This window comes from Paenibacillus rubinfantis (assembly GCF_001486505.1).
Classification (GTDB): domain Bacteria; phylum Bacillota; class Bacilli; order Paenibacillales; family Paenibacillaceae; genus Fontibacillus; species Fontibacillus rubinfantis.
Genome location: NZ_LN909065.1, coordinates 783,328 through 807,627 on the forward strand (window position 1 = coordinate 783,328; position 24,300 = coordinate 807,627).

Genomic DNA, 24,300 nt, shown 5'->3' on the forward strand with positions numbered 1-24,300 from the left:
CGCCGGATTCCGTCCGGCGGCCCTTGATTGGTCTGGTAATTTTTACACGGTTTGAATTCCGCGGCTTAACCTTTATAAACGGCTCCGTCCGCGGAAGCCCCTTCCTGAGGAACATACGGTGTGCCATCCTCCTGGAATTGGGTTTTCGGGTTGTTTTTAATCTCCAACAACATCTTGTTCCCCTTCTCTTCCCATTCCTTGAGCGCTTCCGCCGGGGTTTTCTTATTCTCCAGTACCTCCTGGAAGTACTTACGTCCGCTGTCGTTCACGCTGTACAGACCCGGTTTTTCGCTCATCAACTTATCCTGCTTCGGATCGGTTGGCGGCGTCGGCTTCAGCATATAAAATGCTTGAATGTTATAATCCAAGCCCATTTTCGGTTGGATGTACGATTTGCGGGCCAGCATTTCATAGGAGTTGCTGCGGGATTTCAGCTTCGCCCAATCCGCGCCGTTAATAAATTTAATGAAGTCCCAAGCGGTTTCGGCGTTTGGAGCCGTGCTGTTAATCGAAAACGTATTACTCAGCCAGATATTCCCCCCAACGCCCGGTTTTTCGGGATGAACCGGAACGGTTACGATGTCCCAATCCACGGGGTTGAAGTTTTTGATTTTCGAAGCGTTGTTGTTTGCGTCGGTAATTTCATTAACGTAGTAGTTCTCGCCGATCGTCATCGCCGCTCTACCGGAGAGGAATAAATCGCTGGTTACCGGATTCCATTCCCCATCCATCATCCCACTGTTGCTGTCTGGGATAATTTTGTCCTTGGCCAGCTTGCTGATCGTTTCCCAAACCTTGGTCCATTGCGGTGTATTCACCGTCATCGTCTCGGCTTTGTCGTCAAAGGTTTTGAGCTGCAGCGCGCTGACGTAGTTGTTCTGCATATCCCAGAACGGATCGCTTCCGAGGTACCGGTTAAACGCAAAGCCGTAAACCCGGTCCTTCCCTTCCCCTTTGGCCAAGCGGCGAGCCAGATTAAAGATATCGTCCCAAGTCATGTTATCGGTAGGCGGCTCCACTCCGGCATCCGTAAAGATCTTCTTGTTATAATACAGAGCGGAGGAAGAGAACGAAGGTGTTAACGCGTACAGGCTGCCTTCCCCAAGATCCTTGATCCCGTCAAGCACAGCCGGTACAAAATCCGACGTATCGAATTTATCCTCTTGGATCATCGGATCAAGCTGTTTCACCATATTCTCCTTGATCAGTTGATTTAATACGGTAGTGTCGGTCACCACCACGTCCACCGGATTGCTGCCGGTCATGATTTTCTTCATGCTTTCCAGGTAATCCGGCTGCACGTATGGCTGCGAGCTGTCCTGGTAACGGTATTGACTTTGGTCGATGGCCGGTACGATCTCGATTCGGATATTCTGGTGTGTGAATTCGTACACATCGGTATATTGTTGGCGGAAATAAGAATCGTCGTATCCCCCGTACAGAACGCCGATACGCAGCACTTTCTCCTGATCAGGGTCTGCCGCCTTGCTGCCGTTACAGCCGGCCAACAAGCCCAACGACAGCGTAGCCGCTAACGCTACGGATAATAATTTTTTAAACCTCATGATGTTTCCCCCTCTAATGATTTAGGTGCTGTAATAATGATTTTCTCCCCGTCAAACTCCATGCTCGCCCGTCCGTTGATCCCGACGGATTCCAGATATTCCTTCGGAACCTGTAAACGTCCGACGCGGTCAACCACAACAAAAGCTTCGTGAACCTCCTGCAAGCCTCCGGCACCAAGCTCCGCAGCCGCCAAATCCAGATTCGGATTACGCTTCAAGAACTCGGTGCTCGTTAATCCGTCACGGATGGCGACCACACGGTCTACCTTTCCAGCCAACGTCAAATCGTGCGTGACGATAACAACGGTGATGCCCAGCTCCCGGTTCACCTGCCGAAAGATTTGCATGATCTGGTCAGAGGTGGCCGTGTCCACCGAACCTGTTGGTTCGTCGGCCAGCAGGAGCTTCGGGCGGTTGGACAGCGAGATGGCAATCGCAACCCGCTGCTGCTCCCCGCCGGAGAGCTGATGCAGCTTGTTGTGCATCCGCTCCTTCAAGCCAACCCGCTCCAGTAGTTCTTTCGCATACGCTCGGTCCAACTTCCCGGTGAGCAGCATCGGCATTTCCACATTTTCCAGTGCCGTCAAGTACGGAAGCAGGTTGCGGGCGTTGTTCTGCCAAACGAAGCCGACGGTGTTGCGCTTGTATTCCACCAGCTGGTCATCGCGGATCTTGAGCAGATCCCAGCCCCCGACGTTAACCTGGCCGGCCGATGGGCGATCCAGCCCGCCGAGGATATTCAGCAGCGTGGATTTGCCGCTGCCGCTGTTGCCGATAATCGCCATCATCTCGCCTTGTTCAACGGTCAAGTTCAAGCCTTGGAGCGCCACAACTTCGATATCTTCGGATTTGAAAATCTTGACAAGTCCTTCGCAATGAATCATCCCTTAGCGCTCCTCTCCCATTTTTACCGCCTGATGCACGCGGAGGCGTCGGATTTGCCAGAAGAGCAAGCCCGCTCCCATCAGGAGCATCACAAACACCACGACATAGAGCTGAAGCGTGTCCTGGTTATCGAACACGATCCGGAACGGCGGCACTTGCGTCGTCACGTTATCGGCCGTTTGCAGGAACGGCAGATACAGCTTGCCGGCAATCTTTCCGATCACGATTCCCAGCACGATCGATAAGCCTGCTGTCAAGATTTGCTCGGCCAGCAGCATAAACGTCAATTGCTTGCGGGATAAGCCCATCGCCCGCAAAATCCCGAATTGGACAACCCGGCCGGACAAATTGAAAAACCAATACAACACGTAGCCGATCAGCGATACGATCACCGAAACGAGGAAGCCAAGACTCAATATTCCAAAGACCCCGCCCCGGGTTGGGTGCTTGCTTTGCGCCGCCAGTTCGCTGCGCACATCGTCAACCGAATAAAGATCGATTCCTTCCTCCGCCAGCTTGGTGATCAGCGGTGCCACCTTGGCACCCGGTTTCATTTTCAGCCACACCTCGTAAGGAATGAGCGGAACCTGATCGTAGATATAATCTAAATTCGCGATAATAAACGGTGTCTGGTCTGGATATTGGCTAGGCCAATACGGCAAAATCCCGTACACCGCAAATTCCACCGTTTGCTCGCCTAATGCTACCGTAAACACATCGCCCGGCTTCAATTTGTATTTCTCCGCCAGGGTAGACGGTACCAGAGCTGCGCTTTCATTCATCCCAAGAAAGTTCAAATAATTGTACGGATGCGTTGGGAACAGGTCGTTGCGGAACCAGGCGACTTTAGCAAAATCGACGTTGTCGATCCCCATCACGTTGCCTTGCCCTGCTGAGCGGCCGGAGACAATGATATTCCCCTTCGTCTGCAGTACGCGCGCCGCATGTTCGACCCCCTCCAGCTTCCGGAAGATCTCGAACGGAGGTTCGGAATAAATCAGTTTGGATGGCGTTGGATTTTGCCCGCCGCCTCCCGAACCGCCTCCGGGTGCTCCACCCGGGTTCCCACCGCCGCCCGGTGCTCCCGAGCCGCCGCCTTGGCCTTGGCCGGAGCCTCCTTGCGAAGGACGGGTGATCTCTGGAGTGCCTTCCCACACCGTCTTCATGATCACGTCTGAGCCGTATTTGTACAGCGTTCGTTCCGTCGAGTTCAAATCGATGGTCCGGGCCGCGGAGGCGTTATAAACGCCAAGGCCCAGCGTCAGAACGAGCAGGATCATCAGCGGATAATAGGACGACGACGATCTGGACAGTTGCGTCAAGCTTAGGTAGTACGGAACCGGCAGCCACTTTTTGCCGATCCAGCCGATCAGCTTCAGCAGCCATGGGAACACCCGCAGGAAAAACAACCCGATCGAGAAGATCGCCAGCGCCGGAACGAAGAACAGGAACGGCTGAACCTGCAGTTCATCCGTAGTCATCCCTGTCTGGAACGTCAGCATCTGCCGCTGATTAAACAAGTAGTAGCCGTAACCCGCGATCCCCATCAAGACGATATCCAGGAACCAACGTTGCCAGAACGGCGCCCGATCGGAGCGCGCTTGCTTCTGCTTGGTCTTGACGATCGAGGACCGGGCGAACGAAACCGCCGGCAGCAACGTCGCCAAGATGGCGATGATCACCGCCGCCGCTCCTAACGCCAATGCGTCGAAATTGAATCCCACCGGAATGGACTTCCGATTCACGAAGGTCAGGAAGCCGTCCGCCGAGCCAATGCTCTTGGACATAAACCAACCCAGTAAAGGACCCGCGATTAAGGCGATTATGCCTAGGATCAAGCTTTCAAAGAAATAGATCAAGATGATCTGGTTCGTGGAAGCCCCGCGGCTGCGAAGCACAGCGATGTCGCTCTGCTGCTTGTCAAGCGCTTGGCGGGCGTTCATGACGATATAATAGAAAACCATGGCAATCATCGGTGCCGCTAAGGTAAACAGCAGCGTCTGCATTTGCAAGCTTTGCTTGCGGAAATCATTCAGCAGACTGCCGAAGGAAACATCCACTTTCGTGTCTTTGAGCTTCTGGTATAACTCCACGTTCAGCCGCTCCAGCGTATCCGACAGCGGCGACAGCTGACTCGTCTTGATCTCGCCGAGATCAAAGGCGTAATACCAGCTGGAATTATGCAGCGGAATCGATAATCCATTCAGCAGTTGTTCGTTAAAGACTTGGTCCGAGACGTAGAAGTTGTTCATCATCCCTTCAAAGCCTTGGTACCAATACGGATCATTCTCGTTCGACGGCTGGAAGGTGCCGACGATCTTCACTTTGAGCGTCACGTCGACTCCGCTGTATACCGGATACTCCATCACGTCGCCAACATGCAGATCCTGGCGGTACATCGCCTCTTCCAGCATCAGTGCTTCCAGCGTATCGCCGTTAGCTTGATCGGAATATTGCTGGCCGCCGGAGATGGAGATATGATCCTTCAAACCACTCATGGACACGATTGACATCGTCCGAGTCCGACTCGCATCCACTTTGGTTGGATCCTCCGGGAACACTTCTGTACTGCGGATCGACCGCGTATTCACGTAGGCGTCATACGGGAAGCCGATTTTTGCCGGAACTTCGTCTACGATATATTGATTGACGGCGGTCAGAGCGCCCGCATCCGTCTTCGTGCCGCCCGGTGCCTGGTAGCTCATGATCAATGAGCCTGCGGGAAGCCCCTCGCTTTCGGCCTTCAGCGTGGTCGCGACGACCCGTTTCAGCGACCCGTCGGAATACATCGGGATGCTGACCGTAAACGAGACGGCGACGATCAGGCCCAGTAAAGTACTCAACGTCAGCCATTTCGTGTTCCACATTTTGCGGAACAGCAAGCGTAATAAAGGTACTCCCATTAACGACCCACTACTTTCTGCCCCGGCGTGAGTCCTTTAACGATTTCCACATCGGTTGAGGTTTGCAAGCCGACTTCAACATCGGCTTCGCGTTTCGAGCCGTCCTCCTCCACAACCTGGACGTAAGTCCGAGAACCAATGGTCCGCAGCGCGGAAATCGGAATCAATACGGCGTTCTCCTTACGTTGGGTCACGATCGAAACGCTAAGCGGGCGGCCACGTTCAACACCCTCCGGCCATTTGTCCAGCTGGACAATCAGATACTTATCGATCGTATCTTTCTCCGGAGCGTTGCCACCGTTGCCATTCCCGTTATCGGACGAACTGGTCTCGACCGGCATCACTTTGACTTTACCTTCGAACACGCCGGCCGCATTGATGTCGACCTTCGCCTTCATGCCAACGGCGACCTTCGACAAATCCTCCTTGGCAAACTGAGCCGCCACCACTAGCGATGACGTATCGGACAGTACGGCTACCGTGTCATAAGCTTTGATGGCCGCACCTTTCTGGGCGGTGACGGAAACGACCGTGCCGGAGAACGGTGCGCGCAAGGTGCCGTCCGCAATCGTTTTCTCCAAATCCTCGAGCGCTTGGCGCTGTTCCTCAAAGACGATAGAGGCCTCCTCAAATTCGATGGGGTCCTTCTCGTCCTTCGTCCGCAACAGCTCTTTCATCGAGATTTCCTGTTTGCGGAACTCCAGCTTCTTCTTACGCAAGTCCTTCTGCAGGTCCTCTACATCCAGCTGAATGAGAGCATCGCCCTGTTTGACCTTGTCTCCCGCCTTCACCATCACTTCTTTGACGTGCAGATTATCCTCCGTAAAAAATAACGGTTCCTCCCGCTGGCTCATGATCTTGCCAACCGCGCTGACGTTGATCTCGATCGTCTCTGTGCGCACCTCGTACTCCGGCTTCTTCGAGATCGTCGGCGGCGTGATCACCGGCAGGTCTTCCTCCGCCTCTTCATCCGGCAGCAGGGCGCAGCCCGTGGATACCGTCAAAGCCAGGCATACGGACAAGATGCCCAGCGTTCGGATCAGCCTAACCTTCCCCCTTTTAGTTGATAAATTTGCCATCCACCATTTCGTAAACATGGTCCGCTACCTCCAGGATTGTAGGATCGTGTGTCGTCATACAGATCGTCACGCGTTCGGTCTGTATGATGTTCTTGAATACTGCCATGACTTGTGCTCCCATTTGCGAATCGAGATTGGCCGTTGGTTCGTCCGCCAGCAACAGCTTCGGACGGTGAGCGATCGCTTTGGCGATGGCCACCCGCTGCTGTTCCCCCCCGGACAGCTCAAACGGACGGTGAAACATGCGTTTCCCCAACCCTACGAGCTCCAGACAGTGCGTAACGCGCTTCTTCCATTCCTGGGGCGGAACGCCCGCCATCCGCAAGGACAGCTCAACATTCTCCCAAGCAGACAACAGCGGAAGCAAGGCGTAAGCTTGGAAAATAAAGCCGATCTGATCCCGCCTCAGCAACGTCCGCTTATCATCGTTCAGCTCATGCAGCGCCTGGCCGCGGAACCATATCTCACCCGACGTCGGTTGGTCCAATCCGCCGAGCATGTTGAGCAGCGTCGTTTTACCCGAGCCGGAGCGCCCTTTGAGCATCACCAGCTGGCCGGAAAGCACTTCCATGTCGATTCCCTTCAAAACCTGGATTTCTCCTCCGCCGACCGGAAACGAACGGCGAACCTCTTTGACCGACAGGATCGGTCCGGTCTCCTTCTCCGGTTCCTCCTCTTGCGCACGGGCTGCAATGACCTCGACGGCTGCATCCTCTAAGACCGTCTTCTCTGCAGCGGCAGCGGCTTCCGCTTCCGCCTCAAGGACCGGAGTTTCCGCTCCGGACGGAACTTCGACTTTTTCTTTTTTGCGAAGCCATCGCATCATCGTGTATCGTTCTCCCATTTCCCTAATTTGTGATTCTGCCTCTTCTTGGTCGTCTTGGCCTTGTCTAGCAATTCATTTACGTCTTGCATTATAAACGAAATACTATGGCAAAAAGTTACAACGGAATTAACGAATTCGTTCTTTTTCTTTCCAGATTTTAAGCGCTGATGATAGGTTACAATCCTGTTAGAATTAAGGAGAATTCTACTAGAATCGGCAAGGAGAACTACTTCATGAAAAAAATGATTCCCACTCTGCTCGCAGCCTCGCTGCTGCTCGTTACCGCCGTCTTCCGGCTAGAGCCGGCCGCCGCTGACAAAATGCCGTTTACCGACATCGCGTCCAGCTACGCCAAAGACGCCATTATTCGCTTAAATGCCAACAATGTGATGAAAGGAACGTCCGAAACTTTGTTTTCTCCCACCCGCTCGATTACGAGAGCGGAATTTATGACCACGTTAACGCGAATCTTTCATGTAGAACCGTCAGCATCCGCCGTCCCCGCCTATCGCGACGTACCGAAAAGCGCCTGGTATTACGGCACGATCCAGGCAGCGACCGAGCTGGGACTGACCGAAGGGCTGGGCGACGGGATTTTCAAGCCCAATCAGCCGCTAACACGTCAGGAGGCCGCCTCTTGGCTGGTTCGGGCGCTGAAACAAACCGCCACAGGCGGTACAACCTCCGTGTATAAAGATGAGGCGATGATCGCCGCCTGGGCCAAGCCCTCGATCCGCTCAATCACAGAGCTGGGCCTCATGCAGGGCAATGACGGGCGATTTTATCCGACGCAGCCGATTACCCGTCAGGAGACGGCTGTGATCCTGGACCGCCTGCTTCAGGACAACCGCTGGACCGATGCGATTGCCGCCAGCGCCACTCCCGCTCCGATCCAAATCGGCTGGCAGTTTGGTCAATCGACCGAAGCCTATCAGAAGTCCATTCTACAATCGAGTGTGAACGTGCTGGCACCAAGATGGTATTTTCTCGAGAAAACCGGCAAGATTTCTGACTCCAGCGTACCTTCCCTCATGACCTGGGCCAAAAATAACAGCAAACAGGTTTGGGTCATGGTAGGCAACCGGTTCGACCAGGAAACGACCCACAAGCTGCTCGCCTCCACCTCGCTGTCTTCGGATGCGATCCAGAGCCTGAAGTCTTACGTCCAAAAGTATGGGCTGCACGGCATCAACGTCGATTTCGAAAATGTCGCCGCATCCGATCGGGACTTATTTACCGCATTTATCGCCAAGCTGGCTAAAGAGCTTCATACCGTCTCCGCAGTGTTGTCCGTCGATCTTCCGCCGGATCTCGGCAGTGACTGGTCGGATGCCTACAATTATGCCGAATTGGCCAAGAGCGCCGATTATTTGGTCATCATGACCTACGATGAGCATTGGAGCGGCTACACCGCCGGTTCCGTCGCCTCGCTCGGTTGGGTCGAGAGCCATCTCGGCAAGCTGCTCGCCAAAGTTTCGGCGGACCAGCTGATCCTCGGGATGCCGCTGTATACGCGGGATTGGACCCTCAGCGCCAGCGGAGCCACGGTATCGTCGGAGGATCTCACGCTCCCCGAGCAGAATAACCGAGTCAGCCAATACGGCGGAACACCCAAATGGAATGCAGCGGCAGGCCAATACACGATGGAATACCGCAAGAACGGGACGCAGCATAAGATTTGGCTGGAGGATGCCCGCTCCCTTTCCGCGAAATACCGAGCAGGGGCCAAATACGGTGTGGCCGGGTACGCCTACTGGCATATCGGCGGAGACTCGCCGGACGTCTGGACCAGCTTGAAGAATGCCGTGAAATATGAAGGGTATTCGTTTAAGTAAAAAAGAGACCACCCATGAAGAAGCGATCCCGCTTCTCATCGGTGGTCTTTTCGCGTGTGGAGTTATTTAAGGGAATTAGCGATTTCGACGATTTCGCGGTCCCCGTACAAAGGCACAAATTCGCCGCCTTCAACCTTGTTGGCCAGCAATGCGTAAGTTAGTCCGTCCTGCCGCCAATACAGCCCGCTGAAAAACTCGCCCCCTTGCAGCCAGGTTGGCGTGCCGTTTTCCAGGTCAGGGCCCCGCGTTCCTTCCGGATCGGAAGTCTCCTGCGAGTTCGAGATGCTTAGCATCACCTGCATCCCTAACGTTTCGTTGGCATACACCATATGGAGTAAATCGAACGGCGCCTCGATAAAAGCGGCCGCTTTGTGAGTCACCTCAAACGACAAAGCCGGCTGCTTCACAGGAAAAGGAGCTTGCTGAATCAACTGGTCAAAAGGTGTCTTTTCCTCCCCCTCGTGCCACTCGGGCCCTCCATCCGTGATCGTTAAACCGGCCAAGTCGGGAACATCTGCGGAAGTTGGCGGCACGGTTATTTGTGGACCATTGCTACACCCGGTCATGGCGATCACAAAAACCAGAAAAAATCCTGTAATCAACCGATTCACGAAGGTCACCCCATTTAGATTCATTGACGTTTGCTTACTCGCGCTACTCACCTATTAGTCGGAATTATACAGGAAACCTGTAAAAAAAACAGCCTTCTCTCTATGAGATAGGCTGCTTCATGTTCTTGATTCGGTTTACGCGTTGCCAAACGATGCCGGATCCTTCCGCCAAGACTGCAGGAGCTCCAGGTCTTCCGACTGGATGTCGCCGCGCTTCACGGCTACATCGATCAGTGCCGAATAATTGGACAAGGTCCGCAGCGGGATACCCGCATCGGCAAACGCCTGGACCGCTTTATCCAACTGGTAACTGAAGATCGCCAGCACAGCCAGAGGCTCCGCCCCGGCGTCGCGTACAGCTTGCGCCGCCTTGATCGAGCTGCCGCCAGTGGAGATCAAATCCTCGATAACAACCACCTTTTGCCCTGGTTTGATCAAGCCTTCGATTTGATTCTCTTTGCCGTGTCCTTTGGCCTTGTCGCGAATATAAGCCATCGGCAGGCCCAGCTTCTGCGAGGTGAACGCGGCGTGCGGGATGCCGGCGGTTGCTGTTCCGGCAATTACCTCGGCTTCCGGGTACGCTTTGCGGATCAAGTCCGCAAACGATTCAGCGATCAAATCGCGGATTTCCGGATACGACATCGTAAGCCGGTTGTCGCAATAGATCGGAGATTTGATGCCCGAGGTCCAGGTGAACGGCTGATGTGGCCGGAGCGCTACCGCTCCGATGTCCAGCAGGTTTCCCGCGATTTGCGCTTCTACTGATGGTGTATTTGTCATGACTACATCATCTCCTTAATAATCGATTCCGCCGCTTCACGCGGATTGGGGGCTGCGATGATCGGCCGTGCAACAACGATATAGTCCGTGCCTTGCGCCATCGCCTCGCCGGGGGTTAACGTACGCGACTGATCGCCTTGCGGGCTGTTCGCCGGGCGAATCCCCGGCGTTACCGTCAGGAAGGCTTGTCCACACTGCGTCTTAATCGCCGTCACTTCAAGCGGTGAGGCGACAACGCCATCCAGTCCGGCTTGACGGGCCAGCTCCGCGTAGTGAACGACGGAGCTTTTCACTTCACCCGGGATGCCGATCTCCTCGTTCATTACCCGCTGGCTTGTGCTCGTCAGTTGCGTCACTGCGATGATTTTTGGCATCGTCAGCGCACGGTTGCTCTCCAGTGCCGCCAACGCGCCCTCTCGGGCCGCTTTCATCATGTCCAGCCCGCCTGCCGCATGTACGTTAAACAGATCCACACCTAGCTTCGTGACGCTGTTCGCCCCGCCTTTGACCGTATTCGGAATGTCGTGCATCTTCACGTCTAGAAAAACGGAGTAGCCCCGCTGCTTCAACTCGCGGATCAAATCCGGACCAGCCGCATAAAACAGCTGCAGCCCCACCTTCATATAGCAAGGAATCCCTTCCAGCTCCTTCAGCAGCTTCCGCGCCTGATCCGCATCGGGGAAGTCCAGGCCGACGATCAGTTTCCCGGCCGCTTCTTCAAACGAACGCAAATCCGCTCTCCTCCAATCATGCTTGCGGCTCCGAAGCATAATGCTTCCGAGCCGCCGCGTTAAGTGTATTTACTCGAAGTCCACTAACGGACCTGATAGACTCTAGTTGCCCATTTCCGGCTATTTCCCCCTGTAACGGACCCCATGGACCTTATCTAGCCTTCATGGAGCCCATTCAGCTGCTATGATGCGAAATAAGGTCTCCTCGGTCCGTCAGACTCGGAACAACGCTCATGCCCCGATCCATAACGTCTCTGGTGTCCGTTACGTGAGCGCCTGCGATTAAAGCGCGGGCATCGCTTGGGAGGAGAAGTTGATGGTCTCCAGCATCTCCAGCAGCGCGCGGACCGTATCCAGCGAGGTCATGCAGACGACGCCGTTCTCCACCGCTTCCCGGCGGATGCGGAAGCCGTCGCGTTCCGGTTCCTTCCCTTTGGTCAGCGTATTAATAACGAAGTGAGCTTCGCCGTTCCGGATCAGATCCAGGATGTTCGGCACGCCTTCCGACAGTTTGTAGACCGTCGTCACGTGAATGCCCGCCTCGATCAGCGCGGAAGCCGTGCCGTCCGTCGCGATGATCTTGTAGCCCAGGCGGTAGAAGCCGCGTAGCAGGTCAACCGCCTCCTGCTTATCCTTGTCGGCCACCGTAGCGATGATCGCACCGGTCGAAGGGATTTTCATCCCCGCACCGATCAGGCCTTTGTACAGCGCTTTGGCATATTGCGGATCGCGTCCCATTACCTCGCCGGTCGATTTCATTTCCGGTCCAAGCGTCGGCTCAACGCGGCGCAACTTCGCGAAGGAGAAGACCGGTACCTTCACCGCAACTTGGTTGCTTTCCGGCCACAGACCATCTTTGTACCCCAGATCGCTTAGCTTTGTGCCGAGGATACATTGGGTCGCCACATTCGCCATCGGAATGTTGGTCACTTTGCTCAGGAACGGTACCGTACGCGAGGACCGCGGGTTCACCTCGATAACGAACACTTCATTGTTGTAGATAACGAACTGAATGTTCACCAGGCCCACCGTTTTCAGCTCACGGGCGATTTTGATCGTGATTTCAACGATCTTCTCCTTCAGCTCTGCCGACAGGTGCTGCGGTGGATACACCGCAATCGAATCGCCGGAGTGTACGCCTGCGCGCTCGATGTGCTCCATAATACCGGGGATCAGCACCGTCTCTCCGTCGCAAATCGCGTCGACTTCCACTTCTTTGCCCAGCATGTAGCGGTCGATCAGTACGGGATGCTGCGGATTGATATTCACCGCTTCCTCCATGTAGCGAAGCAATTCCTTGTCGGAGTAGACGATCTCCATCGCCCGGCCCCCGAGCACGTAGGAAGGTCTGACCAGTACTGGATAGCCAAGGGACTGAGCCGTGCCCACTGCTTCCTCCACCGAAGTGACTGTGCTGCCTTTCGGCTGCGCGATGTCAAGCTTCGACAGAAGTGCTTCAAACTTCTTGCGATCCTCCGCTTCGTCGATACTTTCGAGCGAAGTGCCGAGGATGCGCACGCCTGCCGCTTGCAACGGCGCCGCCAGGTTAATCGCCGTTTGACCGCCGAATTGCACGATGACGCCTACCGGCTTCTCCTCTTCGATCACGTTCATCACGTCCTCGAAGAACAGCGGCTCGAAGTACAGGCGGTCCGATGTATTAAAGTCAGTGGATACCGTCTCCGGATTGTTGTTGATGATCACCGCTTCGTAGCCGGCTTTTTGAATAGCCCAGACCGCATGCACCGTCGAGTAGTCGAACTCGATCCCTTGCCCGATCCGGATTGGCCCGGAGCCCAACACGACGATCTTCTCCTTGTCGGTTTGGACAACCTCGTTTTCCGTTTCATACGTTGAGTAGTAGTACGGCGTGGAGGCTTCGAACTCGGCTGCGCAGGTGTCGACCATTTTGTACACCGGCTTCAACCCGTGCTCCTTACGGAAGCTTCTCACCTCGGCTTCGGTCCGGTGGGTGCCGGACGGCTGCCCGTCAGCGCGCAGCTCGGCGATCGCCCGATCGGTGAAGCCTAGGCGCTTCGCTTCATACAGCGTGTCATAGGAAAAGAACTCTTCTCCAGCGATCGTTTTTTCGAATTCCACCAGGCGTTCGATTTTGTCGAGGAACCACCAGTCGATCCCGGTCAAGTCATGGATTTGCTGAAGCTTGTAGCCGCGGCGGAACGCTTCGGCAATCAGGAACAACCGCTCGTCGTCCGCCTTAGTCAGCCGGTTGTTCAGCGTTTCATCGTCGATCTTCTCCGCACCTTTCAGGTACAGGCGATGCGTGCCGATTTCCAGCGACCGAACCGCTTTGTGGATCGACGCTTCAAACGTCCGCCCGATGGCCATCACCTCGCCGGTCGCTTTCATCTGCGTACCCAGCTTACGGTTCGCGTGGACGAACTTATCGAACGGCCAGCGCGGGATTTTGCTGACGATGTAGTCCAGCGTTGGTTCAAAGCAAGCGTAAGTCTGCCCGGTTACCGGGTTGACGATTTCGTCGAGCGTGTATCCCAGCGCGATTTTGGCCGCCATCTTCGCAATCGGGTACCCCGTCGCTTTTGACGCAAGTGCCGAAGAGCGGCTGACCCGCGGGTTAACTTCGATGACGTAGTATTGGAAGCTTTGCGGATCGAGCGCGAACTGTACGTTGCAGCCGCCTTCGATGTTCAGCGCCCGGATGATCTTCAGTGAAGCCGAACGCAGCATCTGATATTCGCGGTCGGAGAGCGTTTGGCTTGGCGCCACGACGATGCTGTCCCCGGTATGTACGCCCACCGGGTCAAAGTTCTCCATGTTGCAGACCACGATGCAGTTGTCATTGGCATCGCGCATCACTTCATATTCAACTTCCTTCAACCCGGCGATCGATTTCTCGATCAAGCATTGGCCGATTGGGCTATAGCGAATGCCGGACGCTACCGTCTCGCGCAGTTCCTCTTCCGTGGCACAGATCCCGCCGCCGGTGCCGCCCAGCGTATACGCCGGACGCACGATCACCGGATATCCGATCTCATCGGCGAATTGCAGCGCTTCATCCACCGTCGTGATGATAGTGCTTTCCGGCACCGGCTGCTCCAGCTCGCGCATCAGCTCGCGGAACAAATCGCGGTCCTCCGCTTTTTCGATGGAAGTCAGCTGCGTCCCGAGCAGCTTCACGTTTTCGCGTTCCAGCACACCCGCACGGGCCAGCTCAACCGCCATGTTCAGGCCGGTTTGCCCGCCGAGCGTTGGCAGCAAGCCGTCCGGCCGCTCCTGTCGGATGATTTGCGTCACGAATTCCAGGGTAATCGGTTCGATGTAAACCTTGTCGGCCATGTTGGTATCGGTCATGATTGTCGCCGGGTTGCTGTTGATCAGCACCACTTCGACGCCTTCTTCTTTCAGCGCCTGGCAGGCTTGCGTTCCGGCGTAATCGAACTCAGCTGCCTGGCCGATCACGATCGGTCCAGAGCCGATGACGAGGATTTTCTTTAGGTCTTTGTTGATCGGCATGGGTTTACAGTTCTCCTTTCGCAGCGGCCATCAGTTCGGCTTGGCGGGGCTTTTGCGGGTTCTGCCGCTTGTGCTCGCGGATCATCTCGATGAAGCGGTCAAACAAGTAGCTGTTGTCATAAGGTCCCGGAGCCGCCTCCGGATGGTATTGCACCGAAAAAGCCGGGTATTTCTTATGTTTTAATCCTTCGATCGTTTTATCGTTGTTGTTAATATGCGTCACTTCCAGCTCCGTGCCGGCGATAGACGCTTCGTTTACGGTGTAGCCGTGGTTTTGCGATGTAATGTAGCAACGGCCGGAGTCTAGCTCCTTCACGGGGTGGTTGCCCCCGCGATGGCCGAATTTCAACTTTTCTGTATCAGCGCCGCAGGCCAGGGCAAACAGCTGATGGCCCAAGCAAATCCCAAAAATCGGATACTCCCCAAGCAGCTCGGCGATCATCTTCGCCGCGTACGGAACGTCTTTCGGGTCCCCCGGTCCATTGGACAGCTGGATACCGTCCGGATGCAGGCGGCGAATCTCGTCCGCCGTCGTGTCATGCGGCACGATCACCACATCGCAGTCACGTTTGTTCAGCTCGCGCAGAATCCCGCTTTTGGCCCCGAAGTCCACTAGCACGATCCGTTCTTTGGATCCCGGGCTGCTATAGACATGGTGCGTCGAGGTTTGCGCCACTTGGTTGCGCAGCTCGGCGATGCTGGTAGCCAGCATCATTTCCTTCAATTCATCCACCGACTTGGTCGAGGTGGTCAGAATTCCTCTCATCGTTCCCTGATGCCGGATAAGGCGTGTCAGCATGCGCGTATCGATGTCGGTAATACCGGGAATGCCGTATTCTTTAAGCAGGTCGCCTAAATTGTATTGAGCCCGCCAGTTACTTGGAGTTGGTTCATAGCGGCGAACCACGAAGCCATGAATCGATGGTGCGATGGATTCGAAGTCGTCGCGCGAAATGCCGTAATTCCCGATCAGCGGATACGTCATGGTGACGATTTGCCCGCAGTAGGAAGGATCGGACAGAACCTCTTGGTATCCCGTAATTCCCGTATTAAAAACGACTTCGCCGGTCTTCTCGCCTTCCGCCCCAAATGAGGTTCCGGTGAACAGCGTGCCGTCTTCCAACAATAGTCTTGCCTGCATCCTGCAGCACTCCTTTATCCATAAGCTAAAAATACTATATTCACATCCGCCCATTAATGGGCTAGTTCAATCGTATCGTTCCACACCAGTTTGCCTTTAACGAGGGTTGCCACAGGCCAGCCCTTCAGCTTCCACCCGGTAAACGGAGTATTGCGTCCTTTCGAAGCAAAAGCAGTCGGATCCACCGTCCGTTCTGCGTTGAGATCAACGATCGTCAGGTCGGCCGGAGTCCCCGGAACCAGACGCCCCGCTTCCAAGCCAAACACGCGAGCTGGATCCGCCGTCATCCGCTGCACCAGCATCGCCAGGCTCCAGCGGCCTGTAGCGACGAATTTCGTATACAGCAGCGGGAAGGCCGTCTCGAATCCCACGATGCCAAACGGTGCCAGCTGCAAGCCTTTCGCTTTCTCCTCTTCACTGTGCGGGGCATGGTCGGTTACGAGGATGTCGATCGTTCCGTCCTCCAGCGCGGCGATGCAGGCTTCCACATCCCGGCGGGAGCGCAGCGGCGGATTCATTTTCCAGTTGGCGTCCAGACCGGGAATGTCCTCTTCGGATAAGACCAGATGGTGCGGGCACACCTCCGCGGTGACGTTGATGCCGATTTGCTTCGCCTGACGGATCAGCCGGATCGATTGCTCCGTGCTCACGTGACAGACGTGGTAGTGAACCCCGGTCGCTTCCGCCAGCAAAATATCCCGCCCAACATGAATCGCTTCCGATTCGTTGGGGATTCCCTTTAAGCCGTGCTTGCGGGCAAACTCCCCTTCGGCCACCGGCGCGCCTTCCACCAGCGAGTTGTCCTCGCAGTGGGCGATCACCGGCATTCCCAGCGATGCGGCCTGGCGCATCGCATCCTTCATCATCTGCGCGTTTTGCACGCCAACGCCGTCGTCAGTGAATCCGATGGCGCCGGCCTCTTTCAAAGCGGCGAAGTCCGTCAACTCGCGTCCAAGCTCACTTTTCGTGATCGCCGCATAAGGCAACACGTTCACCAGCCCGGCTTCTTCGGCCTTTTGCTTCACGAACCGGATGGTTTCCGGATTATCGGTCACCGGCCGGGTGTTCGGCATGCAGGCGATCGTGGTGAATCCCCCTTGAGCTGCCGAGCGTGAGCCGGTTTCAATCGTCTCTTTATGCTCGAATCCGGGCTCCCGTAAATGAACATGCATATCGATAAATCCCGGCGTAACCAGTCTGCCGCCTGCATCGATGACTTGCGCCCCGTCCGCGGCGATCGGCTGTTCGTCTTGCCCTGCTTTCTCGACCTTAGCGATGATTCCGTCCTCGATTGTAATTTGAGATAACTCCTGTTCCCCTAATTCATTTAAGATATGGGCATTGATGATGACCAGCCGCATTGTTTAATCTCCCCCCGCTGATTGAAGTTCGTACCGAAAACTCTCGTCCGCCAACTTTCCGCAGCCACTCTCTAACCGGCTACGGTTTACAGCAAAGCGCGTTCCATGACCGCCATGCGGATCGGAACCCCGTTTTGCATCTGCTTGAAGATCCGGGATTGTGAGTGCTCCACCACCGCATCGTCGATCTCCACGCCCCGGTTCACCGGAGCCGGATGCATGATCAGCGCGTGCGGTGCAAGGGCCGCAGCCCGCTCTTCCGTTAAGCCATATTGCAGGCGATATTCTTCGGCCGACTTAATCAGCCCGCCGACGTGACGTTCCAGCTGCACGCGCAGCATCATGACCACATCAGCGCAAAGCGCCTCGTCCATCGGAACGTAAGACGCATAGGCGCTTAGCTCCGGGGCTTGCATATTGTCCGGCGCGCAGAGCTTCACTTCGGCACCGAATTTTTGCAGCGCCCACAGATTGGAACGTGCAACCCGGCTATGCTTGATATCCCCGATGATCGATACCTTCAGTCCGCCGAGTTCTCCAAAATGCTGTTTCATCGTATATAGATCCAGCAGCGCTTGCGTCGGATGCTCGTTATTGCCGTCCCCGGCATTCACCAGCGGCACCGAAACCCGCTTGGCCAGCTCCTCCAGCATGCCGATCGGCTTCAGCCGGATGACGCCGGCGTCGATGCCCATCGATTCCAGCGTGCGGACCGTGTCGTAAATCGACTCGCCCTTCTCGACGCTGGAGGCGGCGGCTGCGAAGTTCAGCACCTGAGCACCCAGCCGTTTCTCCGCCATCTCGAACGAGAAGCGGGTGCGCGTACTGTTTTCGAAAAACATATTCGCGACGAAATGCTCCTTCAGCACCGGAATCATCTTCTCTTCTCTCGCGTCCCAGTAGGCGGCCCGGTCGAGAATCGCGGAGATTTCCGCTGCGCTTAAATCCTTCAGCCCGAGGAGGCTGCGTTCCTTCACTGCGGTTGCGGTCAGCGCCATCTTAGTTCCCCTCCCGTGCTTGCAGGATGCGAACCAGATCGGTGCCGTCGTGCTCCGTCAAGAGCACTTCAATTTCTTCCGCCCGCGAGGTCGGTACGTTTTTGCCGATGTAGTCGGCCCGGATCGGCAGCTCCCGGTGTCCCCGGTCGGCAAGCACCGCCAGTTGAATCGACTCCGGACGACCGCAATCCATGATCGCGTCCATCGCTGCCCGGATCGTGCGGCCCGTATAGAGCACATCGTCGAACAGGATGACTTTCTTGCCTTGAATCGAGACCGGGAAGGTGGCCTTGGCGGCCCCTTGGGCTGCCTCCTCTTTTTTATCATCGCGATAGTTCGTTACGTCCAGCTCGCCCCATGGAATGGAGGTTCCTTCAATGCTCTCCAGGCGTTCGGCCAGCCGCTTTGCGAGGTAAACCCCTCTTGTTTTGATGCCGGCCAGCACACATCCTTCGATCCCTTTGTTACGTTCCAAAATTTCATGCGCAATTCTCGTTAGTGCCCTCCGAATCGCTGTTTCGTCCATTATGATATGACTTTCGTTGCTCACAGCCTGCGACCTCCTTAAGGGATAGGGTCACCTTGCATCGGTCCGTGATAGGCGCATAAAAAAACTCCTTGCCGGAAATCCAGGCAAGGAGTCTTTAGTCACAGTTCACCCATGACTATCATGTAGGTCTTGGACATAGAGGACCGCCGCAAATATGCGTAGTCCGCCCAATTCCCCATTCACGTTACCTTGCCAGCCTCACGGGACTGAATTAAAGGTGCTTATGGTTTACATGAATTATGACAGAATGAAATTAGCCTGTCAAGACACCCTGCCCAGTTCCTTTTTCCCCGATGCTGAGGTTCCTTCCATCTCCCGAGTGGAAGCCTGCTGTGTTGTTGATGTTTATAATTATACATACTATGTTATATTTATTCAACCGTTAGTTTTCCCGGCTTATCCCTGGCTGTAGCGGGTTGATCGGTACCCAGCCCCATCCCTTATCACTGTATAAACGCCCTAACATTCTGAATATTTAACCGAGACTCTAGGTGATAGGTGATGGATGACGGCGAGGCCATAATGCAGGAACAGAGGCATGCGGACGTAAGGATGAAGGGACGAGGGGGCTTAGGGGCTTGGGAGGGAGTGGACGAGGGGACGTGATCTAACGCTGATCAGAAACGCTATTCGGGGAAAAATGGGGCCTTCGGCGACGTAACGCTTACAGGAGAGCTTATTTGCGATTTTCCGGTGCAAATCAGGTTGGTTTTGCCTAAATAAGACTGCTGGCAAGCGTTAGAATTAATAATCTGTGATTTTTGCCCATATAAGCTTTCTGGCAAGCGTTAGATCATAAAGCAGCATTGGTACCGGAACTGGCACATGTACTAGCGCGGGCACTTTAAATAGCAACAGTAGCAATAGCAACAGAAACATACAATAGCAACAGTAACGCACAATAGCAACAGTAACGCACAATAGCAACAGTAACGCACAATAGCAACCGAAACGCACAATAGCAATAGTAACTGTAACAGTATCAACAGCAACCTCATACCAACAACGAGCAGCACCAGCAATGCTAACGCCTACTGCAACATCAACATCAACAACAGCAACTAAAGCAACAGCAGCAGCAACAGCAACAGCAACAGCAGCAGCAACAGCACCATCGCCACCTACACACACTCCAATAACAACAGCTGCACCACCAACCCCAGCATCACCACATCACCACCAAACCACCAACACACCACAGCAGCATTCACGAACCACATCATCCACCCCAAACAAAAAAACACCCCTTGGGATCACCCAAGAGGCGTTAAGGTAAAATTCTGCTGTTAGAAAATAAACTTCAAATCGCCAAGACGGCGTTTGATTTCGGAAATGACGCGGTGTTCCTCGTCCTCCCCGTCGGCAATAAACGTCACGGAGAAACGGACGAAACGGCCGGCATCATCCCACGGTACAGTGGAAATAAGCTTCTCCCGGATCAGGAACTGCGAGAAGTCTTCGGCTGTCGTAAATGTGGGTCCGCCTTCCACGCCCTTCGGCGCTTCGACGTAGAGGAAGAAGGATCCCTTCGGCTTCTTCGCCTTAAAGCCCAAATCGTTGAGGGCGTTTACCAGCAGCTCGTGGCGGCGCGAATATTTCGCGGCGATCCGCTCCGTAATTTCCGGATGAGCGAGCCCGTAAGCCGCCGCTTTCTGAATCGCGATGAATTGACCGGAATCATTGTTGTCCTTCACATCGCTAAACGCCTTAACGATCAGTGGATTGCCGGCCACAAACCCAATTCTCCACCCCGTCATGTTGTACGACTTCGACAGCGAGTGCAGCTCCACGCCAACGTCCTTCGCCCCTGGAACAGACAGGAAGCTCAACGGCTTCAGTCCGTCATAAGTCAGCGCGGCATACGGTGCATCATGGACGATAACCACTTCATATTTCTTCGCCCAATCCACCACTTTGCCAAAAAACTCCTTCGTCGCGCTCGCGCCCGTCGGATTATTCGGGTAATTCAAATACATCAGCTTCGCCTTGCGTGCGACCTCTTCCGGAATCGCATCCAAATCTGGCAGGAAGTCGTTCTTCTCCGTCAACGGAACCGTATATACTTCACCGCCCAGATACTTCGTATGCGTACCGATGATCGGGTATCCTGGCACAGTCATGATCGTGATATCGCCGGGATTGATGAAGCAGGAAGGCAGCATGGCGATCGCCGGCTTGGAGCCGATCGAGTGCACCACTTCTGTATCCGGATCAATGCCTTCGACGCCAAATACATCATGAAGGTACTTTGCCGCCGCTTCCTTGAACTCGGCGATGCCGTTGTCGGCGTACCCGCGGTTCTCGCGTTTCGCCGCTTCCTCCGCCAGCTTGGCCACAATGCCGGCATCCGCCATATCGTCCGGTTCGCCGACGCCCATGTCGATCAGCTCGATATCCGGAAAATCCTTCTTCGCCGCCGCTTTGGCACGTTTGATTTTCTCGAATTTATAAATAGCGGTGTCTTTGCCGTAATTCGCCCCGCCAATGCGCTCCGCAAATTGCTGTTGAATATAAGTTTCCTGTCCATTCAGCGTACTCATCTTAAACGTCCATCTCCTTCGTATTCATGAAAAAATCCATTCTCGAATGGTTCGAACTCGCACTTTAAATATGCAGGAATTCGGCCCATTTAGAGAATGGATTAATCACCCGATCGTTTGTACTTTTTGATCAAGCTGTCTCCTGGAGATGAACATTTCACACATGGTTTCAACCGACGATCCTCAAGATCTCATCGGTTTCTCAACGATTGGAGCACATCTTCCATATTCGCCGGGATCGGTGCACTAAACTCCAAATACCGCCCATCTTCCGGGTGATCAAACCCCAGTACGGCGGCATGCAGCGCTTGTCCGTCCATTTTGATCCCTTTGCTGCGTCCATACAGCGGGTCTCCTACCAGCGGATGGCCGATAAACTTCATATGGACGCGGATTTGATGCGTTCGTCCGGTTTCCAGCTTCAGCTCAAGCAGCGTATAATCGCCAAACCGCTCGACGACCTGGAAGTGAGTGACCGCATGTTTGCTGTTCCGTTCGATCACCGTATACATTTTGCGGTCATGGGGATCGCGGCCGATCGGCGCATCCACCGTGCCTTGGTCATGGCTAACATTGCCGTGCACCAGAGCATAGTATTTGCGCGTCACGCTATGCGCCTTCAGCTGAGCTGCCAACGAAGCGTGTGCCTTATCGTTCTTAGCAGCCATGATCAATCCCGACGTGTCCTTGTCGATACGATGCACGATCCCGGGGCGAAGCTCGCCGTTGATCCCGGACAGGTCCTTACAGTGGAACATCAAGGCGTTGACCAGCGTCCCCGAGGCATGCCCGGGAGCGGGATGGACAACCATGCCGCGCGGCTTATTCACGACGATCACATCGCCGTCTTCATAATAAATATCGAGCGGAATGGCCTCCGGCACGATTTCCGTCGGCTCTGCCTCCGGGATCACCAGCATAACCCGGTCGCCGTCCGCCAGCTTGTAGTTCGCTTTAACCGGCGCGTCATTGACGACCAGGTTCCCCGCTTCAATCCACAGCTGAATCTGGCTGCGGGATACCTCTTCCCCCAGCTGCATTTTTGCATATTTATCGATTCGCTCCTTCGCGTCGGCCGGTCCGGCCACCCACTCAAGCTTCTCATCCTCAAAATCCTCTAGCGTTTGATCCAAACTCATACGTTTTCCTCATGCTCCTGATGGGCTGCGGCCTGCTTCTCCCGACGAAGCTCCAGCAGCGAATCCAAAATGATCAGCGCGACACCTACAACAATGCAAGAATCGGCTACGTTAAAAATCGGGAACGTGTACGAACCGAAATTAAACATCAGAAAATCAACGACTTCGCCGCTAACGGCACGATCCAGAAAATTGCCGATCGCTCCGCCAAGCACCAGGGACAACGCCACCGGCAGCATCTTGTTTGGCTGTTTTCTCACTTTAAGCAAATACCAGACGATCCCAACCACCACGACCGTAGTCACCACGATAAAAAACCAGCGTTGATCCTGCAAAATGCCAAACGCCGCGCCGCGGTTCCGGTGGGAGGTTATCAGGAAGAAGTCGCCGATCACCGGGATCTGTTCCCCAATCGTTAGTCCAGTTGCAATCCAGTATTTCGTGCCTTGATCGACCAGAAAAACGATTAATGCAATCAAAAAATATACCACGCGGTCCGTCACCTCGTTTTTCATTTCCCGCCCGTACAAAAGCGGCAGGATATTCCTCTACTAAGCCTTGTATATTGTAGCACAGCCGGAAATGGCCCGTCCATGCGCGAAAGGATTTTCCTTAGGTATTTCGTCATGGTTCTGCACAAAATACCGCTAGAAGAGACGTTACAAATCACCGCTCTAGATGCAGGAAGGAAGGAGCAACCACATGCCGCATTTGACGAAAGCCCAGCTCGCGGAGCTTACCGCGAAACTGCAGGAAACCAAGTCCACTTTAACCGAACAGTTGACGGACAATGACCATTATGGGATGAATGAATCCATGCGCGATAACACCAATGAGCTAAGCCCAATCGATAATCACCCCGGGGACCTCGGTTCCGAAGTGTACGAGCGGGGAAAAGACCTGGCGCTGGCCGAGCATCATGAGTTGCATTTAGCCCGGGTGGAGGATGCGCTCGAACGGATCGAGGACGGCAGTTACGGCTACTGCGCAACCTGCGGCAAGCCAATCAGCTTTGAACGGCTCCGCGCGATTCCAGAAACGGCGTATTGCAAGGATCACAGCCCGCAAACGTTCGTTTCCGCCAAACGGCCGATCGAGGAGATCTTCTTGTCCCCTCCGTTTGGCCGCACAAGCCTGGATGAACGCGAAGACCAAAACGGTTTTGACGGTGAAGACGCTTGGCAAATCGTTGAGAGCTATGGCACTTCAAATTCACCGGCGATGGCCGAGGATCGGGAAATCGATGATTACAACGATATGGAAATCGAAGCGTCCGATGAGCTTGACGGGTTTGTCGAGCCTTACGAGTCTTTTGTTGCCACCGATATCTATGGCAAAAACGTCTGCTTTTACCGTAACGGAGTTTACCGGAAACATATGAGTGCCACGGAGCATTTGGATAGCGAGGATTCGCTCGGAACCGGCCCTAATACGTATTAAGCTCCAGCTGTCTTTGCACGATTCGGACGATGTCCGCGATATAATCGCCGATGATCGGAAGGTTCAGCGCACCCAAGCCCTGCAGGATGTAGATGATCGTTGCCGCAAAAAACGTAAAGCCAATCGCCACCCCCACGCCCCGGGCCGTACCGGATAACAGGTTCAACCAAATTAAGCGCCATGGGCGGTTTAGCAATTCGGTGTACTCGGCGATCCGCGATTTTTCCAACTGCCTGGTCCAGTTTAGGGTTAGGCGGTATACGGCGTTCATCTGCTCCTCCGGCGTTTCCGGCAAGGGCTCTGCCGCAGGTTCGGGCGCCGGTTTTCGACGAGTCATTTACACCCCATCCTTTGCTCCCCAGAGTATCCTAAAACACAAACGAGCCCGTTCTCCCTGAAAGGAGACCGCAGGCTCGTTTGC

The 24,300-nt window shown here is 54.8% G+C and carries 20 protein-coding genes; 2 read left to right on the forward strand and 18 right to left on the reverse strand.

Features of this window, described 5'->3' with window-relative positions; genetic code table 11:
* Nucleotides 1–65: 65 nt before the first annotated feature.
* The 5 genes from BN3277_RS15225 to BN3277_RS15245 are packed head-to-tail and all read right to left on the reverse strand — an operon-like array spanning nucleotide 66 to nucleotide 7,258.
* The gene (locus tag BN3277_RS15225) at nucleotides 66–1,565 is read right to left on the reverse strand and encodes an ABC transporter substrate-binding protein (protein ID WP_059044027.1); all 1,500 of its coding nucleotides are present in this window, start codon (nucleotides 1,563–1,565) and stop codon (nucleotides 66–68) included.
* Nucleotides 1,562–2,449, reverse strand: a complete 888-nt coding sequence (locus BN3277_RS15230) for an ABC transporter ATP-binding protein (RefSeq protein ID WP_059044028.1) — start codon at nucleotides 2,447–2,449, stop codon at nucleotides 1,562–1,564. Before BN3277_RS15230 ends, BN3277_RS15225 begins: the two co-directional genes overlap by 4 nt.
* Nucleotides 2,450–2,452: 3 nt before the next feature.
* Nucleotides 2,453–5,353 (reverse strand): ABC transporter permease, encoded by a 2,901-nt coding sequence (locus tag BN3277_RS15235; RefSeq protein WP_059044029.1) that lies wholly within the window; start codon nucleotides 5,351–5,353, stop codon nucleotides 2,453–2,455.
* Complete coding sequence (locus tag BN3277_RS15240) at nucleotides 5,353–6,450, reverse strand: efflux RND transporter periplasmic adaptor subunit (RefSeq protein ID WP_059044031.1); 1,098 nt, start codon at nucleotides 6,448–6,450, stop codon at nucleotides 5,353–5,355. Before BN3277_RS15240 ends, BN3277_RS15235 begins: the two co-directional genes overlap by 1 nt.
* On the reverse strand, nucleotides 6,413–7,258 hold the full coding sequence (locus BN3277_RS15245; RefSeq protein ID WP_082691470.1) for an ABC transporter ATP-binding protein: 846 nt from the start codon (nucleotides 7,256–7,258) through the stop codon (nucleotides 6,413–6,415). The genes BN3277_RS15240 and BN3277_RS15245 overlap by 38 nt, the downstream gene beginning before the upstream one ends.
* Before the next feature lie 233 nt (nucleotides 7,259–7,491).
* On the opposite strand from BN3277_RS15245, the gene BN3277_RS15250 reads away from it, so the two are divergent.
* Nucleotides 7,492–9,093, forward strand: coding sequence for an S-layer homology domain-containing protein (locus BN3277_RS15250; RefSeq protein ID WP_059044033.1), 1,602 nt, complete (start codon nucleotides 7,492–7,494; stop codon nucleotides 9,091–9,093).
* A gap of 62 nt (nucleotides 9,094–9,155) precedes the next feature.
* Here the strand turns inward: BN3277_RS15250 and BN3277_RS15255 are convergent, their stop codons facing one another.
* The 12 genes from BN3277_RS15255 to lspA form a co-directional block, all read right to left on the reverse strand.
* Complete coding sequence (locus BN3277_RS15255) at nucleotides 9,156–9,704, reverse strand: hypothetical protein (protein WP_148501060.1); 549 nt, start codon at nucleotides 9,702–9,704, stop codon at nucleotides 9,156–9,158.
* Nucleotides 9,705–9,839: 135 nt separating this feature from the next.
* Nucleotides 9,840–10,484 (reverse strand): orotate phosphoribosyltransferase, encoded by a 645-nt coding sequence (pyrE, locus tag BN3277_RS15260; RefSeq protein ID WP_059044037.1) that lies wholly within the window; start codon nucleotides 10,482–10,484, stop codon nucleotides 9,840–9,842.
* Between the two features lie 2 nt (nucleotides 10,485–10,486).
* Complete coding sequence (pyrF, locus tag BN3277_RS15265; RefSeq protein ID WP_059044040.1) at nucleotides 10,487–11,254, reverse strand: orotidine-5'-phosphate decarboxylase; 768 nt, start codon at nucleotides 11,252–11,254, stop codon at nucleotides 10,487–10,489.
* Between the two features lie 243 nt (nucleotides 11,255–11,497).
* Nucleotides 11,498–14,710 carry a carbamoyl-phosphate synthase large subunit gene (carB, locus tag BN3277_RS15270; RefSeq protein ID WP_059044042.1) on the reverse strand — a complete coding sequence of 1,071 codons (3,213 nt, stop codon included), beginning with the start codon at nucleotides 14,708–14,710 and terminating at the stop codon, nucleotides 11,498–11,500.
* Nucleotides 14,711–14,714: 4 nt separating this feature from the next.
* The gene (carA, locus tag BN3277_RS15275; protein WP_059044044.1) at nucleotides 14,715–15,851 is read right to left on the reverse strand and encodes a glutamine-hydrolyzing carbamoyl-phosphate synthase small subunit; all 1,137 of its coding nucleotides are present in this window, start codon (nucleotides 15,849–15,851) and stop codon (nucleotides 14,715–14,717) included.
* 53 nt (nucleotides 15,852–15,904) lie between these two features.
* Nucleotides 15,905–17,212, reverse strand: coding sequence for a dihydroorotase (locus BN3277_RS15280; protein WP_059044046.1), 1,308 nt, complete (start codon nucleotides 17,210–17,212; stop codon nucleotides 15,905–15,907).
* A gap of 86 nt (nucleotides 17,213–17,298) precedes the next feature.
* The gene (locus tag BN3277_RS15285; protein ID WP_059044048.1) at nucleotides 17,299–18,210 is read right to left on the reverse strand and encodes an aspartate carbamoyltransferase catalytic subunit; all 912 of its coding nucleotides are present in this window, start codon (nucleotides 18,208–18,210) and stop codon (nucleotides 17,299–17,301) included.
* A 1-nt stretch (nucleotide 18,211) separates the two neighbouring features.
* Entirely contained in the window at nucleotides 18,212–18,760 is a 549-nt protein-coding gene (gene pyrR / locus BN3277_RS15290; RefSeq protein ID WP_059044050.1) for a bifunctional pyr operon transcriptional regulator/uracil phosphoribosyltransferase PyrR, read from the reverse strand.
* Between the two features lie 744 nt (nucleotides 18,761–19,504).
* Entirely contained in the window at nucleotides 19,505–19,891 is a 387-nt protein-coding gene (locus BN3277_RS25560) for a hypothetical protein (RefSeq protein ID WP_148501062.1), read from the reverse strand.
* A gap of 155 nt (nucleotides 19,892–20,046) precedes the next feature.
* Nucleotides 20,047–21,300: an LL-diaminopimelate aminotransferase gene (locus BN3277_RS15295; RefSeq protein ID WP_059044052.1), complete on the reverse strand. Its 1,254-nt coding sequence runs from the start codon at nucleotides 21,298–21,300 to the stop codon at nucleotides 20,047–20,049.
* A gap of 191 nt (nucleotides 21,301–21,491) precedes the next feature.
* The gene (locus BN3277_RS15300) at nucleotides 21,492–22,439 is read right to left on the reverse strand and encodes an RluA family pseudouridine synthase (RefSeq protein ID WP_059044054.1); all 948 of its coding nucleotides are present in this window, start codon (nucleotides 22,437–22,439) and stop codon (nucleotides 21,492–21,494) included.
* On the reverse strand, nucleotides 22,436–22,930 hold the full coding sequence (lspA, locus tag BN3277_RS15305) for a signal peptidase II (RefSeq protein ID WP_059044841.1): 495 nt from the start codon (nucleotides 22,928–22,930) through the stop codon (nucleotides 22,436–22,438). The genes BN3277_RS15300 and lspA overlap by 4 nt, the downstream gene beginning before the upstream one ends.
* Nucleotides 22,931–23,141: 211 nt before the next feature.
* On the opposite strand from lspA, the gene BN3277_RS15310 reads away from it, so the two are divergent.
* Nucleotides 23,142–23,879, forward strand: a complete 738-nt coding sequence (locus tag BN3277_RS15310) for a TraR/DksA C4-type zinc finger protein (RefSeq protein ID WP_059044057.1) — start codon at nucleotides 23,142–23,144, stop codon at nucleotides 23,877–23,879.
* Here the strand turns inward: BN3277_RS15310 and BN3277_RS15315 are convergent.
* Nucleotides 23,866–24,216, reverse strand: coding sequence for a DUF5665 domain-containing protein (locus tag BN3277_RS15315; protein ID WP_059044058.1), 351 nt, complete (start codon nucleotides 24,214–24,216; stop codon nucleotides 23,866–23,868). The genes BN3277_RS15310 and BN3277_RS15315 overlap by 14 nt on opposite strands.
* Between the last annotated feature and the right edge of the window lie 84 nt (nucleotides 24,217–24,300).

Excerpts from the sequence above, each read along its gene's own strand:
- BN3277_RS15240 (WP_059044031.1), bottom strand. The coding sequence starts at position 6,450 with ATGTTTACGAAATGGTGGATGGCAAATTTATCAACTAAAAGGGGGAAG.
- carB (WP_059044042.1), bottom strand. The coding sequence starts at position 14,710 with ATGCCGATCAACAAAGACCTAAAGAAAATCCTCGTCATCGGCTCTGGA.
- BN3277_RS15245 (WP_082691470.1), bottom strand. The coding sequence starts at position 7,258 with ATGATGCGATGGCTTCGCAAAAAAGAAAAAGTCGAAGTTCCGTCCGGA.
- BN3277_RS15300 (WP_059044054.1), bottom strand. The coding sequence starts at position 22,439 with ATGAGTTTGGATCAAACGCTAGAGGATTTTGAGGATGAGAAGCTTGAG.
- BN3277_RS15285 (WP_059044048.1), bottom strand. The coding sequence starts at position 18,210 with ATGGCGCTGACCGCAACCGCAGTGAAGGAACGCAGCCTCCTCGGGCTG.
- BN3277_RS15315 (WP_059044058.1), bottom strand. The coding sequence starts at position 24,216 with ATGACTCGTCGAAAACCGGCGCCCGAACCTGCGGCAGAGCCCTTGCCG.
- BN3277_RS15250 (WP_059044033.1), top strand. The coding sequence starts at position 7,492 with ATGAAAAAAATGATTCCCACTCTGCTCGCAGCCTCGCTGCTGCTCGTT.
- BN3277_RS15235 (WP_059044029.1), bottom strand. The coding sequence starts at position 5,353 with ATGGGAGTACCTTTATTACGCTTGCTGTTCCGCAAAATGTGGAACACG.
- BN3277_RS15295 (WP_059044052.1), bottom strand. The coding sequence starts at position 21,300 with ATGAGTACGCTGAATGGACAGGAAACTTATATTCAACAGCAATTTGCG.
- BN3277_RS15280 (WP_059044046.1), bottom strand. The coding sequence starts at position 17,212 with ATGCGGCTGGTCATCATCAATGCCCATATCTTAAATGAATTAGGGGAA.
- pyrE (WP_059044037.1), bottom strand. The coding sequence starts at position 10,484 with ATGACAAATACACCATCAGTAGAAGCGCAAATCGCGGGAAACCTGCTG.
- BN3277_RS15230 (WP_059044028.1), bottom strand. The coding sequence starts at position 2,449 with ATGATTCATTGCGAAGGACTTGTCAAGATTTTCAAATCCGAAGATATC.
- carA (WP_059044044.1), bottom strand. The coding sequence starts at position 15,851 with ATGCAGGCAAGACTATTGTTGGAAGACGGCACGCTGTTCACCGGAACC.
- pyrF (WP_059044040.1), bottom strand. The coding sequence starts at position 11,254 with ATGCTTCGGAGCCGCAAGCATGATTGGAGGAGAGCGGATTTGCGTTCG.
- BN3277_RS15225 (WP_059044027.1), bottom strand. The coding sequence starts at position 1,565 with ATGAGGTTTAAAAAATTATTATCCGTAGCGTTAGCGGCTACGCTGTCG.
- BN3277_RS15310 (WP_059044057.1), top strand. The coding sequence starts at position 23,142 with ATGCCGCATTTGACGAAAGCCCAGCTCGCGGAGCTTACCGCGAAACTG.